At 65.4% G+C, this 14,272-nt stretch carries 14 protein-coding genes; 11 read left to right on the plus strand and 3 right to left on the minus strand.

Annotated elements, in window-relative coordinates; all coding sequences use genetic code 11:
- Positions 1-11 precede the first annotated feature (11 nt).
- Positions 12-449 carry a YkvA family protein gene (locus QSV36_RS21985; RefSeq protein ID WP_289134432.1) on the minus strand — a complete coding sequence of 146 codons (438 nt, stop codon included), beginning with the start codon at positions 447-449 and terminating at the stop codon, positions 12-14.
- Between the two features lie 294 nt (positions 450-743).
- The gene (bamJ, locus tag QSV36_RS21990; protein ID WP_225776726.1) at positions 744-1,508 is read right to left on the minus strand and encodes a BamJ family beta-barrel-assembly machinery protein; all 765 of its coding nucleotides are present in this window, start codon (positions 1,506-1,508) and stop codon (positions 744-746) included.
- Between the two features lie 269 nt (positions 1,509-1,777).
- On the opposite strand from bamJ, the gene QSV36_RS21995 reads away from it, so the two are divergent.
- The 11 genes from QSV36_RS21995 (at position 1,778) to QSV36_RS22045 (ending at position 13,300) form a co-directional block, all read left to right on the plus strand.
- Positions 1,778-2,515 (plus strand): helix-turn-helix domain-containing protein, encoded by a 738-nt coding sequence (locus QSV36_RS21995; protein ID WP_289134434.1) that lies wholly within the window; start codon positions 1,778-1,780, stop codon positions 2,513-2,515.
- A 183-nt stretch (positions 2,516-2,698) separates the two neighbouring features.
- Positions 2,699-3,772, plus strand: a complete 1,074-nt coding sequence (locus QSV36_RS22000; protein WP_289134436.1) for an SDR family oxidoreductase — start codon at positions 2,699-2,701, stop codon at positions 3,770-3,772.
- A gap of 4 nt (positions 3,773-3,776) precedes the next feature.
- Entirely contained in the window at positions 3,777-5,033 is a 1,257-nt protein-coding gene (locus QSV36_RS22005; RefSeq protein ID WP_289134437.1) for an aspartate aminotransferase family protein, read from the plus strand.
- A gap of 9 nt (positions 5,034-5,042) precedes the next feature.
- Positions 5,043-5,486, plus strand: coding sequence for a type II toxin-antitoxin system RatA family toxin (locus QSV36_RS22010; RefSeq protein WP_225776722.1), 444 nt, complete (start codon positions 5,043-5,045; stop codon positions 5,484-5,486).
- A gap of 4 nt (positions 5,487-5,490) precedes the next feature.
- Positions 5,491-6,636: an acyl-CoA dehydrogenase family protein gene (locus QSV36_RS22015; RefSeq protein ID WP_289134441.1), complete on the plus strand. Its 1,146-nt coding sequence runs from the start codon at positions 5,491-5,493 to the stop codon at positions 6,634-6,636.
- A complete protein-coding gene (locus tag QSV36_RS22020; RefSeq protein ID WP_289134443.1) occupies positions 6,633-7,460 on the plus strand; it encodes an SDR family NAD(P)-dependent oxidoreductase in 828 nt (275 codons plus the stop codon). Before QSV36_RS22015 ends, QSV36_RS22020 begins: the two co-directional genes overlap by 4 nt.
- Before the next feature lie 10 nt (positions 7,461-7,470).
- Positions 7,471-8,442: a fatty acid desaturase gene (locus QSV36_RS22025; protein ID WP_289134445.1), complete on the plus strand. Its 972-nt coding sequence runs from the start codon at positions 7,471-7,473 to the stop codon at positions 8,440-8,442.
- A gap of 38 nt (positions 8,443-8,480) precedes the next feature.
- Positions 8,481-9,281, plus strand: coding sequence for a DUF3050 domain-containing protein (locus tag QSV36_RS22030; RefSeq protein WP_289134447.1), 801 nt, complete (start codon positions 8,481-8,483; stop codon positions 9,279-9,281).
- A gap of 70 nt (positions 9,282-9,351) precedes the next feature.
- Positions 9,352-10,416, plus strand: a complete 1,065-nt coding sequence (locus tag QSV36_RS22035; RefSeq protein ID WP_289134448.1) for an HlyD family secretion protein — start codon at positions 9,352-9,354, stop codon at positions 10,414-10,416.
- Positions 10,413-11,984, plus strand: a complete 1,572-nt coding sequence (locus tag QSV36_RS22040) for a DHA2 family efflux MFS transporter permease subunit (RefSeq protein ID WP_289134449.1) — start codon at positions 10,413-10,415, stop codon at positions 11,982-11,984. Before QSV36_RS22035 ends, QSV36_RS22040 begins: the two co-directional genes overlap by 4 nt.
- Complete coding sequence (locus QSV36_RS22045) at positions 11,954-13,300, plus strand: TolC family outer membrane protein (RefSeq protein WP_289134450.1); 1,347 nt, start codon at positions 11,954-11,956, stop codon at positions 13,298-13,300. Before QSV36_RS22040 ends, QSV36_RS22045 begins: the two co-directional genes overlap by 31 nt.
- On the opposite strand, the gene pcaQ is transcribed toward QSV36_RS22045, so the two are convergent.
- On the minus strand, positions 13,291-14,223 hold the full coding sequence (gene pcaQ, locus QSV36_RS22050) for a pca operon transcription factor PcaQ (protein WP_289134451.1): 933 nt from the start codon (positions 14,221-14,223) through the stop codon (positions 13,291-13,293). The genes QSV36_RS22045 and pcaQ overlap by 10 nt on opposite strands.
- Positions 14,224-14,272: the final 49 nt, after the last annotated feature.

Consider the following 14,272-nt stretch of genomic DNA (forward strand, 5'->3'; position numbering starts at 1 on the left):
GGCCGGTTTCACTAAGCCTTGCGCTCCAGCTGCAAGGCTTCCGGGGTGGTCGGCAGGCGTTCGACCACGCGCAGCCGCTCGGGCGCCTGGCTGTCGCGCCAGGCCTTGAAGCGCGCCAGTTCGTCGGCCACGGTCTTCAGCACCCAACCCAGCACGGCGATGTCGTCGAGCAAGCCGACACCGAGCAACCAGTCTGGGATGGCATCGATGGGGCTGACGAAATACAACAGGCCGGCGACGATGGTGACCAGGGCCTTGGCGCTGATGGCGCGGTACTCGCCACGCCACCAGGCCAGGCACAGCGACTGCAACAACTTCACATCCTCCCGCAGCTGGCCGAGGCGCGGGCCTTTGCGGGCCACCGCGAACAACAGGGCCGGCAACCGGCCACGGCTGAGCAGGCGCTCGGCCAGGGGCAGGAAACGGGTGAAATTCCAGGGTGCGCTCATGTAGCCTCCGGAGCGGAAAGGTTATCCACATTTATTGTGGATAACCTTGTGAACAGGGCGACGTTTCCGACCGCAGGTGCCTGCCAGGCAAGGGCCCCGGTCAGATCGGGCGTTTTTTACACAGTCGTTTCACAGCCTGCGTATGCGTGCAGCGCAAACGTTTTTGCCAGAAGCGTCCGGCTTCTTCACGCTGCATTTGCTCGGACAGTATCAGCAGTTGCGGGTTCGTCCAACCATCCGGCACAAACGAAAACGCCCCGTCGGGACGGGGCGTTTTGCATGGGCCAGCCAGTGTTACTTGGCAGGTGCCTCGGCTGGAGCTTCGGCCGGGGCCTCGGCTTCCGGCTCGGCGCCTTGCAGCTGGGCCGGGTCCTTGATGGCGATCAGTTCAAGGTCGAACACCAGTACCGAATTGGCCGGGATCAGCGGGCTCGGGCTTTGTGCGCCGTAGGCCAGTTCCGCCGGGATGAACAGCTTGTACTTCTCGCCAACGTGCATCAGTTGCAAGCCTTCGACCCAACCCGGGATCACACCGCTGACCGGCAGGTCGATCGGACTGCCGCGCTCGACGGAGCTGTCGAACACCTTGCCATCGATCAGCTTGCCTTCATAGTGGACGGTGACCACGTCGGTCGGCTTGGGCTGCGGGCCGTCGGCCTTCTTGACCACTTCGTACTGCAAGCCCGAGGCCGTGGTGACCACGCCTGGCTTCTTGGCGTTTTCCTCGAGGAACTTCTTGCCGGCAGAAGCAGCTTCTTCGCTGGCCTTGGTCAGGCGTTCCTCTGCGCGTTTTTGCAATGCGGTGAAAGCCTCGACCAGCTCTTCATCCTTGATACGCTGTTCTTTCTTGCCGACGGCGTCTTCGATGCCGAGGGCGACTGCTTTCGAATCAAGGTCTTCCATGCCTTCCTGAGCCAGGCTCTTGCCCATGTTCAGGCCGATACCGTAGGAGGCTTTCTGCGCCGGAGTCTTCAGCTCGGGGCTGCTGGTCTGTTGATCACAGCCAGCCAGTACCAGGCCTACCAGGGCAACCGCAGCCGCCAAACGATGCTGTTTCATGTGATTTCCTTGTTCATGCGCCATAAGGGCAATCAGGGTAAAGCCGCGAGCTTATCAGGCGTCCCCGACCCATGGCTACCGGCATAAGAGCGGGCAGACATGGATTAGTTCCACAGCCATGCACGCGGCAAAAAGGCGTTGAGGAAGGCAAAAGATGCTTCGTTACGTTTTGTGTCGACCAAGATATACCATAACGCTATCATCTGCCGCTTTCAGAATACTGGCCCGGGCGCGGCCAGGCCATCTAGCACAGGTTTCAGGGATGCACGATGAGATGGGATGGAGCCGTAACCTTCGGTGATTACTGGCTGGGCTATATCGGCAAGACCGACCAGACTGCCGCCCACGCCCACGTTGCCATTCAGCTGTGCATCGGCCTGCGCTACGACATCACGGTGGAGTTCGGCAACCACGTCCTCACCGCGCCAGGGGTATTGATCGGGCCTTCTGTCGACCATCGCTCGCTGCCCAACCCAGGCCGTGTTGCCTTTCTCTACTTCTACCCCGACGCTCCTCTTGGCCGTGCGTTGAAGGCCCTGCTCGACGACAGCGGCACGGCAGCGATCAGCCCCGATATTGTCGATTGCGTGCGAAACGCGGCCAACTTCAATGACGTGGTCCGGGCACTGGAGCTCAAGCTGGTCCCGCTGGACAGCTTCGACCCGCGGTTGTCCAACGCCCTGCACCTGCTGCGCCAGGACTGCGCCGGCATCGGTGCGGTATCGCGTGCGGCCAGTGCGGTTGGCCTGTCCAGCCCGCGCCTGCGCTTTTTCGCCACGCGGCAAATGGGCGTGCCGCTGTCGCAATGGATCATCTGGCGCAAACTTGAACGGGCCTGCCATGCCCTGGCCAACGGCGCCAGCCTCAGCGATGCCGCGATTGCAGGCGATTTCGCTGACCAGGCCCACCTCACCCGCATGATGCGGCGCATGGTTGGCATGTCGCCGAGCCGCGTTGCCGCGGTGCTGCGCAATACAAGCGATTCGTTCAAGAATCAGCAGTTGTAAAACGCCATTATCCCCCCAGCCCGCGCCAATCGGGGTCTCCACCACCAGGCGCAGGGGCACTTGCCGGCTGTGTAACTACAGTCGGCTTTTTTAATCGTTCCGCTCCCGGCGCTCCTAGACGGCTGCCAGGCGGACGGGTGCCATGCCACTTCATCAACCTTAGCGAGCAAGGAGTGCTAGCCAATGTCAGGACCCACGCGGCTGACCGTTTTCCTCACCGGCGGAGCCGGTGTACTGGGCGATACCCTGATCGACCAACTGGCCGAGCGCTATCACCTGATCTGCCTGACCCGCCGCAGCAGCATCAACCACCCTGGGGTCGAGACCCTGCGCGGTGATATCTGCCAACCGCGCCTGGGCCTGTCCGCCGCGGATTACCTGGCACTGACCAAGCGGGTCGACTGGGTCATCCACTGCGCAGCCATCACCCGCCTGGATGGCCACGCCGAAGCCGTGTTCTCGGTCAACTACCAAGGCACCGAGCAGGTGCTGGAATTCGTTCGCGACGCCGACGTACCGCTGTATCACATCAGCACCGCCTTCACCCACCCGTGTGACTATCACCCCGGGGTGATGCCTTCGACCCCGTACGAAGAGGTCAAGCGCCAGGCCGAAACCCTGGTACGAGAGGCAGGCGTACCGGTGTCGATCTTCCGCCCGTCGATCATCATCGGCGACAGTCACAGCGGCCACATGCCGATCCTGCAAGGTTTCCACCTGACCATGGGGCTGATGATGTCGGGCTACCTGCCGATCATCCCTTGCCCGGAAGCCGGGCGGGTCGATGTGATCGCCCGCGATGTGGCAGCGGCCGGCATCGCCAGCGCCCTGGACCAACGCCTGATCGGTGACGACTACTTCCTCAGCAACGGCCCGCAGGCGCTGGATATCCGTACCCTGCTCGACCTGATGTGCGCGGAAATGCAGGACCAGGGCAAGCCCTTTCAGCGCCCGCGCTGCATGAACCCGGACATTTACGAGCGTCTGGTGCGCCCGGTATTCCTGCCCGCCCTGGAAGAGAACATCCGCGCCGCCCTTGGCCGCGCCACCCAGTTGTGCCGCTACGCCAGCCTGCTGCAGCCGCTGCCCAGCTCGCTGGAGCAACTGTTGCCGGCGCAGCGCCTGGCCCGCCGTTCGCCACGCCAGGAGTTGGCCCTGACCCTGGCGCGCCTGTCGCCCAAGCTTTCGGCCATGCAGCGCATGTTGAAGATTCCGGTAGCCGGCGAGCGCCGTGGCGAACTGGCCATGGAGGCCTGAGACGATGAACAGCTTCACTCCCTTGCCCGAAGGGCTGGACGCCGAGCGCGTGCGCGCGCAGTACCGTGACCATGTCAATGCCGGCTATGCCCGCCTGGCGTCAATGATGAACCTGCCCATCGAGGTGGCTGGCGAAGGCGTCTACCTGTTCGACATGGACGGCAACCGCTATCTGGATGCCGGTGGTTATGGTGTGTTTTTGCTTGGCCATTCGCACCCGCAGGTGGTCGAACAGGTCAGCCGCCAGCTGCACAGCCACCCGATGGCCAGCAAGCTGCTGCTCAACCCGTTCCAGGCCCAGGCCGCTGCAGCGCTGGCTGCGGTATGCCCCGCCCCGCTGCAGTACGTGTACTTCTGCAACTCGGGTACCGAAGCCACCGAGGCGGCGCTCAAGCTGGCCTGGCTCAACGGTTGCCAGCAGGTGATCTCGACCCAGGGCGGCTACCACGGCAAGACCCTCGGTTCGCTGGCGGTCACCGGACGAGAACTGTACCGCTCCCCGTTCGCCGAGCGCCTGGGCGATAGCCACTTCGTGCCCTATGGCGATGCCGAAGCGCTGCGCCGCCGGTTGCAAGCCCAGCCCGCCCGCGCCTGCGTGATCCTCGAACCGGTCCAGGCCGAAGCGGGGGTGATCGTGCCAGAGCCCGGCTACCTGCAGCAGGTGCGCCAGCTCTGCGACCAGTACGGGGCGGTGCTGATCGCCGACGAGATCCAGTCCGGCATGGGCCGCACAGGGCGCTGGTGGGCCTGCGACCACGAGGGTGTGGTGGCCGACATCCTGCTGGTCGGCAAAAGCCTGTCCGGTGGCTGCGTACCGGTCAGCGCCATGGTCTGCACTGCCGAAATGCAGGCACCGCTCAACCGCAACCCGTTGATGCACACCTCCACCTTTGGCGCCAACCCGCTGGCCATGGCCGCAGTAATGGCGACCCTCGACGTGATGCAGCGCGACCAACTGGTAAGCCGTGCCGCGGCACTGGGGCAGCGCCTGCGCCAAGGCCTGCAGGCACTGCTGCGCCAGCACCCGCGTGGCGCCCAGGTGCAGCTGCGCAGCTTGGGCCTGCTGCTGGGCCTGGAGTTCGCCGACGCCGGGCTGGCGGCCAACATGGTCATGCACCTGATCGACCAACGCATCGTGGTCAACCATTCGCTCAACGATCACCGGGTAATCCGCCTGACACCGCCAGCCTTGTACAGCGACAGCGACGTCGAATGGCTGCTGGGCGGTTTCGCCCGCGCCCTTGCCTGCACCTTCGAATAGGACATCGAAATGAATGAAGTCAGCCTGAACGCCCATGTTCCCAGCCAGAGCGCCCAGCAGGTCTACGCGGCCATCAGCAATTTCAGCGTCTACCCGCAGCTGTGCGAGTCGGTGCGCAACATCGAGATCGAGACCATCGCCGAGCACGAAGTACTGAGCCACTGGGAGGTGAATTTCCATAGCGGCATTCTCAAGTGGCAGGAACGCGATGTCTTCGACCGTGACAACCTGCACATCCACTTCCGCCAGACCGCTGGCGACATCGAGCACTTCTCCGGCTCGTGGCAAGTCAGCGAAACCGACGGCGGCGCCAGCATCGCCTTCCGCTCTTGCTTCGACCTGGGCCTGCCGATGCTGGCCGACATGCTCGACCCGGTGGCTCGGCAGGCAATTCGCGACAATATCAGCGCCATCATCCATGGCCTGTTCCCGAACAGCCAGATCAAGGAGTGATGCCATGCCCTTGTCCCTCCTGAACAACGCCCGGCAAACGCTGCAGCGCTTTGCCCCGGGCTTCGCCAGCCTGCTGCTGGAACTGCCATTCGAGCAGCGCGAGGCCGCCGACAGCCCGGTGGTGGACTGGTTCAAGCACAGCGGCCCGGTTGCCTTGCTGGTACCCGAGGCTGGCGGTGGCCTGGGCGCCAGCGCCTGCGAAGCGCTGCAGGTGCAGCTCGCCCTCGGGGCGTTGTCGCCCTCGCTGGCGGTGGCCAGCACCATGCATCAGTTTTCCGTGGCCAGCCTGGTCGCGGTTGCCGCCAATGGCGCCGGCGCCGAAGGCCTGCTGTTGTCGGCCATCGCCCAGCAGCGTCTGCTGCTGGCCTCGGGCTTCGCCGAGGGCGTGCCCGGTGGCGGCATCCTCGATGCCGGCATGGAGGCCGTACAGCTGGCCGATGGCGTGCGTCTGAGCGGCAGCAAGCAACCGTGCAGCCTGAGCACTTCGATGGACCTGCTGACCGCCAGCTTCAGCCGGGCCGGCGAGCACGGCGAGGAACTGATGATTGCGCTCATTCCTGCCAATGCACCGGGCATCAGCCACCACCCGTTCTGGGGCAACAGCGCCCTGGCGGCGGCGCAAAGCCAGGAATTGCGCCTGGAGGATGTCTACGTCAACGACAAGATGATCTTCTCCGCCGGGCTGAAGTCGCAGTTGGGCGAGGTACAGACCATCGGCTTCATCTGGTTCGAGCTGCTGATCAGCGCCAGTTACCTGGGGGCCTGCATGGGCCTGGTGGAGCGGGCTGTCGACGAGCGCCGCTGGAGCGACCAGCAGCGGGTGCAGCTGGCCTGCCAGTTGCAACTGTGCCTGAGCGCGCTGGAAGGCCTGGCCCACGAAGTGGAGCAGCTGCAAGACGACGCCGATGACCTGCTGGCGCGCCTGCTGCTGGTCCGCTACGGCATCGAGCAACAACTGGCCAGCGCCTCCGACCTGGCCCACCAGATGCTCGGTGGCCTGGCCTTCATCCGCTCGAACCAGGGCTGCGACTGGCTGGCCAGCACCCGAGGCCTGCAGTTCCACCCGCCAGGGCGATTCAGCATGACCGCCAACCTCGACCGCTACCTGCAAGGCACCACCTTCAGCATTGCCAATGGAGTCACCCCGTGAAACTGCTCAACAAGATCGTCGTCATTACCGGCGCGGCACGTGGCCTGGGCCTGGAAACCGCGCGCAAGCTCAAGCGTCAGGGGGCGACCGTGATCGGCATCGACCGGCTCGAGCCGCACACGGCATTGAATTTCGATGCCTACTACGTGCTCGACCTGTGCGACCGCGAACGCCTGGACGAGGCCGCCGCCTCGATCCTGGAGCGCTTCGGCGACATCGACATCCTGGTCAACAATGCCGGGGTGCTGACCCTCGAGCGCGGCGAGACCGGGGTTACCGAAGACGTGCGTCGCGCCTTGGAGGTCAACCTGCTGGCGCCCTGGCAACTGACCTCGCGGTTCTTGCCGGCGCTGCTGCGCACCGGTGGCAAGGTGGTCAACGTGTCCTCGCTGTTCGCCCTGGTGAACGCGCCTTACGTCGCGGCCTACGCCACCAGCAAGCGCGCCATGAGCGCCTACTCGGATGTGCTGCGCATGCAGTACCCGGGGCAGCTGGACGTGGTGACGGTGTTCCCCGGGTTCATCGACACCGCCATTCACGACCCGGCGGAACGGGTCGGCCTGTCGGTCAAGCGCCTGGTCAGTTTCAAGCGCGGCGACCGCGTGCTGCTGTCGCTGGAAGAGAAGCTCGATGACGCCAGCAACGGCCTGGTGCGTGCCTGCACTCAGCGCGGCCTGCGCAATCGCGGCCTGACCTTCCTCGGCAGCGTGGCCATGTATACCGCCCGCTGGTTGCCGAGCCTGGTGGATGCCTTCATCGGCCTGCGCCTGCGCAGCCTGAGCAAGGCCGGGCAGCTGTCGCTCAAGCCTGAACTGATCGACTGAGGCCAGGCCGATGACGCAACTGGCACTGGACAAGCCCACGCTGCGCCCGGACCGCAGCCTGCTCAAGCCATCGGCACTGGAAACCAGCCTGGTGGTCGGTTATGCGCTGCTGCTGTTCGCCGTACCGCTGGCGCTGGTGGTGGCCATCCTCAGCCAGGCGCCCCAGGCATGGCCGCTGGCCCTGCCGCTGCTGGTGCTGGCCGGCTACGGCCTGTTCCTGCAGGGCATCCTCGGCCACGAGGGGTTTCACTTCAACCTCAGTGACAACCGCCTGTACAGCTGCCTGCTGGCGGTGCTGCTGAGTTCGATGCTCACCGGCTTCTGCGTCACCGGCTACTTCGTCGACCACTGGCAGCATCATCGCTACAACGGCAGCCCCAAGGACCCGGACTGGCGCCTGCTGCGGCGCTATCGCCTGGCGCTCACCCGGTTGCTGCTGTCGCGCCTGCATGTTACCGCCTGGTACCTGTTGCAAACCGTGCGCCTGGCCCTGCCCGGCGCCAAGGTCAGCGGCACCCTGCCGCTGCCGGACCAGCAAATCCGCCTGCTGGCCCGGGTCAACCTGGCCTGCCTGCTGTTGTGGCCGGCGCTGTGGCTGGCGCTGGCAAGCCGGTGGCCGTTGCTGCTGCCCGCCGTGGCCGGGTGCCTGCTGCTGGCATTGCTGGTTTCGGCCCTCAATGCCTACCAGGAACATGCCTTCGAGGCCAGCGTTAAGCTGCCGGTGGCCCGCTCGCGTACGGCCTGCCTGAGCACCCTGCTGCACCTGGGTTCCAACTACCACCTGGAGCACCACCTGTACCCGCGGGTGCCGTGCTGGCGGCTACCGCGCCTGCATCGCCAGTTGCTCGCCAGCGGCTGGTATGAAGGCCGCCAGGCACTGCTCGAACCGCGTTTCTTTGGCGCCTTGCGCTACTGCAAGGCACGTTTCCCCTATGCCGGTGCCTGGCAGGCAATGCCACCACCCGGCCGCTCAGGGCAGTGATCCGCCCGCAGCCTCACCCCACACTCAAGGAGCCGAGTATGTCTTTTGACGTAGATGAACTGATTGAAAATGAACGTCGCACCCTGCTGGCACACCCGCTGTTCGCCCGCATCAGCACACTGGATGACGTGCGCCTGCTGATGGAAAACCATGTTTTCGCGGTGTGGGACTTCATGACGCTGCTCAAACGCATCCAGCGCGACCTGACCTGCGTCAGCCTGCCCTGGCTGCCACCCCGGCACATCATTGCCGCGCGGCTGATCAACGAGATCGTCACCGGCGAGGAAACCGACGAACACCCCGACGGTGGCTTCATCAGCCACCTCGACCTGTACCTCAGCGCCATGGATGAAATTGGTGCCGATACCGGCCCGTTCCGCCAGTTCCAGTCCCTGCTGCAAGCGGGCGTGCCACTGGCCCAGGCGCTGACCAACGTCGACATCCCGTTGCCGGCCAAGGTGTTCGTCAGCAAGACCCTCGACGTAGCCCTGCATGGCTCGACCGAGCAGGTACTGGCGTACTTCTTCTTCGGCCGCGAAGACATTATCCCGGACATGTTCACCGGCCTGCTGCAGCGCTGGGCCATCAATGAAACCAGCGTGCCGATGCTCACCTACTACCTCAAGCGCCACATCGAGATGGACGGCGACGATCACGGCCCGGCAGCCAAACGCATCATTACCGAGATCGTCAGCGAGCCGGCACAACAGCAGGCCCTGGCCAAAAGCGCCGCCGATGCCCTGGTGGCCCGCACGGTACTGTGGGACGGCGTGCTCGACCTGCTGCAACAGCGGGCCAGCGCCGGTGGCCAGGCCGCTTGCGCGGCAGCCGCCAGCTGAGTGGCGGCCCCTGCCTGCGCCAGCTGCGGGCAGGGGCACTGGCTCCATAACAAGGACGAGAGCGTGTGACATGGTGAAAGGCAAGTACGCCAAGTTGGCAGTATCGGCGCTGGTCATCACTGGCCTGGCAGTGCTGGGGCTGCAACGCTGGCAATACGCAAGGCAGTACGTCAGCACCGACAACGCCGAAGTGGAAGGCGTGATCATTCCCATTCGGGCCCGCTTGAGTGGCGTGGTGGTGCAAGTGCCGGTGCACGAGAACACCCGGGTGAACAAGGGTGACCTGCTGTTCCAGGTGCGCGACGACGAATACCTGCAGCGGGTCGAGCAAGCCCAGGCCAATTACCTCGGCGCCCTGGTGGCTACCGGCCAGGGCGGCATGCCCGGCCTGGTCGACAGCCAGGTGCGCAGCGCTGCGGCGCGCAGCCAGGCGGCACAGGCCACCATCGGCCAGCTGGTGGCCAATGTCGAACAGGCGCGCAGTGACTACCAGCGCAGCCAACGCCTGGCCGAACAAGGCGTGGTCAGCACCCAGGACCTGGAAGCCGCACGGGCCCGCTTCAATGCCCTGAACCACCAGTTGCAGGCGGCCCGCGACAACTCCACCGCGGCCCGTGAAGGCGCCTTGGCCAACAAGGCCGCCCTGAAAGTCGAAGAGTACCGGATCAAGGCCGCCGAGTCGGCACTGGCCTTGGCCCGCATCGAATTGCAGGACACCCGCCAGGCCTCGCCGCGGGCCGGGGTCATCGTGCACAAGGACGTACAGCCCGGGCAGTTCGTCGTGGCCGGGCAGAAGCTGCTGAGCCTGGTCAGCACCGAGCACATATGGGTGGTGGCCAACTTCAAGGAAACCCAGGTCGCCCGCATACGGGTCGGCCAGCCGGCACGCATCAGCGTCGACGCCTTCCCGGGGCAGCAGTTCGAAGGGGTGGTGCACAGCCTGGTACCGGCCACTGGCGCGCGCTTCTCGCTGCTGCCACAGGAAAACGCCACCGGCAACTTCACCAAGGTGGTGCAGCGTATCCAGGCGCGCATCGAGTTCCGCCAGTTACCCACTGCCATGCAGCAGGCGCTCAGCCAAGGCATGAGCGTGTTCGTCGAGGTCGATACCCGCGATAGCGGGCAGACATTATGAAATCGCCCTGGCTGGTGGCCGTGACGGTCACCCTGATCTCGATGATGGAGCTGCTCGACGTGACCATTGTCAACGTCGCCATCCCAAGCCTGATGGGCAGCTTTGGCGCTTCGGTGGACGAGATTTCCTGGGTCTCGACCGGCTACATCGTCGCCAACGTGGTGATCCTGCCGGCCAGCGGCTGGCTGTCGGCCTGGTTTGGCCGGCGCCGCTACTACTGGATGTCATCGGCACTGTTCGTGCTGGCTTCGCTGGGTTGCGCAGTGTCGCAGGAGCTGTGGCAGATGGTGCTGTGGCGCGTGGTGCAGGGGCTGGCCGGGGGCGGCCTGCTGGGCATCTCGCAGGCGATCATCTACGACGTGTTCCCCAAGGAGAAGGTCAGCGCTGGCCTGGCCTTGTACGGCGTCGGGGTGATGATGGGGCCAACCCTCGGCCCGTCGGTGGGCGGCTACCTGATCGACGAGTTCTCCTGGCATTGGATCTTCCTGATCAACCTGCCGATCGGTGCGCTGGCGCTGCTGCTGGCCTGGCTGTGCGTGGGCGACTCGCCCAACGAACGGCGCCCACGCAGCATCGACTACCTGGGCTTCATCCTGCTTGCCGTCGGTGTCGGCAGCTTGCAGATCCTGCTGGAGCGTGGCGAGCACTGGGACTGGCTGGAATCCAACCTGAGCCTGCTGTGCCTGGCCCTGGCGCTGCTCGGCCTGCTGGGGTTCTGCTACTGGGAACGGCGGGTAGCCAACCCGATCGTCAACCTGGCGTTGTTCAACAACCGCGAGTTCCTGCTGGGTTCGGTCTGCGCCTTCTGCGTCGGCTTCGGCCTGTACAGCACGCTGTTCATGGTGCCCCTGCTGTTGCAGACGCTGCTTGAACAGAGCCCCTACCAGAGTGGCCTGGTGATCTTTCCCGGGGCCTTGGCCAGCGCGGTCAGCACCCTGGTAATCGGCAAACTGTCGCAAGAGAACCGTATCGACGAGCGCTACTTCATTTGCGTGGGCATCCTGGTCTACGGCTACGCCATGTACCTGCACACCCAGTTCACCCTGCAAAGCAACCCCGACACCCTGTACTGGCCGCTGATCATCCGTGGCTTTGGGCTAGGCATGATCTTCGTGCCGCTGACCAACCTGGCCATGCGTCAACTGCCCGCGCAGCTGATTTCGGTGGGCTCCGGCGTGCTCAACCTGATGCGCCAGCTAGGCGGCAGCGTCGGCATCGCCATCGCCGCCACGCTGCTGACGCGGTTTTCCTGGGCGCGCTATCGACAGCTTTCCGAGCACGTCGATGAAAACACCCTGCTTGCCAGTGGCTGGGACCTGGCCAACCTCGACCCACGGCGGCTTTCCACCGACTTGCCGAGTGCCGACCAGGCCAATGCCGTGCTGGCCTTTTTCCAGGCCCGGGAGCAGGCGCAGATGCTCGGTTTCAGCATGCTCTTCGGTCTGCTCGGCGCAGTGATGCTGATCGGCGTGCCAATGGTGCTGCTGATGCGCAACCCCCGCCAACCCAAGCCCTCACCTGCAAAGGAGTCCGTGACGTGTTCGGACAAAGCACACGAATCCGCCTAGGCGTGCTGGCCTTCACCCTGTTCGGCACAGGCCTCGTCCAGGCTCGCGACCTGTACCAGAGCTACCAGCAGGCCCTGGGCCATGACATGGCCTATGCCGCTGCCCAGCAACGCCAGCTGGCGGCTGCGCAGAAGGCTCCGCAAGGGCTGGCCAGACTGTTGCCGCACCTGTCCCTGGAAAGCGGCGCAGCCTGGGTCGATCGCGAACACAGCGGGGCGGCCAGCCGCGACCGCGACAATTCCAATGCCTACGCGCTGGTACTGGTCCAGCCGCTGCTGCGCTGGCAGAACGTGATCGGCCATGAGCAGGGCAAGGCCCTGGCAACGGCGGGCGAAATCGACTTGCTCGCTGCACGCCAGGACCTGATGCTGCGCGTGGCCGACGCCTACTTCGAGCTGCTGCTGGCCGAGGACCAGCTGGCCACCAGCCGCCAGCAGGTCCGAACCCTGGCCCAGCAACTGGACAAGGCACAGCGCTTCCGCCGCGAGGGCTCCGGGACCGAGAACGAGGTGCAGCGCATCCAGGCGCGATACGACCTGGCGCAGGCCGAGCAGATCGCCGCCGGCAACGCCTTGCGCCTGAACCAGCAGGCGTTGGCCCGGCTGACCGGCAGCACGCCGGGCGAACTGGCCAGGCTGGACGACCAGGTGGCGTTCAGCGGCCCGCAGCCGGCCCGCCTGGATGCCTGGACCGAACAGGCACGTCAGCACAACCTGAAGGTGCAGGCCGCCGAAGTGCGCCAGCTGATCGCCGAACAGGAGGTGGACAAACAACAGGCCGGGCACCTGCCTACCCTCGACCTGGTGGCGGCGCATGGCCGTTTTGCCTCGGTCGGTGGCAGCCTGTACGACGTTACCGTGCCGGAAGAGAAGTACACCCAGACGGTGGTGGGCGTGCAACTCAGCGTGCCGCTGTATGCCGGTGGCGGTACCCAGAGCCTTACCCGCGAAGCCCGTGCCCTGCAGGGTGCCGCCGAGGATGAACTGGAAGATGCCCGGCGCGAGGCGGACTTCATGGCGCGTCAGGCCTACCTCAACCTGACGGGCGGCATCAGCCAGTACCAGGCCCTGCAGCAAGCCTTGCGCTCCAGCCAGAGTGACCTGCAGATCACCACGCATGCCTTCGAGGCCGGTGCGCGGATCAGCAACGATGTGCTGGATGCCGAGCAGCAGCTGACCCGCACCCGCCTGCAACTGGCCCGTCAGCGCTACGCCATCGTGCAGGCGCAGCTACGCCTGATGGCAGCCAGTGGCAGCCTCAGCGATGACAGCCTCAAGGCCATCAACGCCTTGCTGACCGCACCGCTTCAGGGGTAGGCACCGTCGCGGTACTGCCCGGCCACTTCGCGCAGCACCTCGCATACCCACTGCCCGGGAAGGCTCTGTGGCAAGGCCGCGTTGCGGCAGATGCCTACCGAGCCGCCCGGCTCGCGCACGCCCAGGTCGAGTTCGGCCAGCTCGCCACGGCGCAAGTCGAGCAGCACCGCATCGCGCGGCGCCACCCACAGCGCATCGCTGCCCAGCAGGTAACGCCGGCTCAGGGCCAGAGACAGGGTTTCCAGACGCTGTGCCGGCAGCTGAATGCCGCATTGCACGAACAGGCTGTCGGCATGCTGGCGGATGGTGGTGCCCGGCGGCGGCAGCACCAACGGATACCGCCCGACCCGCTGCCGCTCCACCGGGGCGCTCGCCAGCAAAGGATGCCCGGGGCGCACGACCAGGGCCATGGACTCGCTGTACAGGTGCTCGAATGACAGCCCCTGGATCTGCGGGCTGTCGGTCATGCGCCCGACCACCAGCTCCAGTTCGCCCAGGTGCAGTTGCCCGAGCAACTGCGCACTGACCCCGGTGACCACGCTGATCACCAAGGCCTCATGGCGCTGGTGCAGGCGGCACAGCACCTCGGGCATCAGCAGCCCTTCCACCGTGGACAGCACACCAATGCGCACCTGCGACGGCGCCCGCGCCTCACCGCGCAGGCTGCTGACGCCATCACGCAGCGCCTGTACGCTAGGCCCGGCGTAACGCATGAAACGCGTGCCGGCCGGGGTCAGCTCGACGCCCTGACGGCTGCGCTCGAACAGGCGCGCTTCGAGCAGGTCCTCGAGCTCCTTGAGGGTCTTGGAAATCGCCGGCTGGCTGATTGCCAGGATATCTGCCGCCCTGGCCAGGCTGCCCTGCCGGGCAATCTCCAGGAAACACAGCAGGTGGCGGTACTTGATACGGGTGTCGAGGTTCATGGGCGCAAGCTTAACGCATTGCGCTGGTCGCAGTATTTTCGCCGTATGG

Source organism: Pseudomonas sp. BCRC 81390 (assembly GCF_030341915.1).
In the GTDB taxonomy this organism is placed as follows: Bacteria; Pseudomonadota; Gammaproteobacteria; order Pseudomonadales; family Pseudomonadaceae; genus Aquipseudomonas.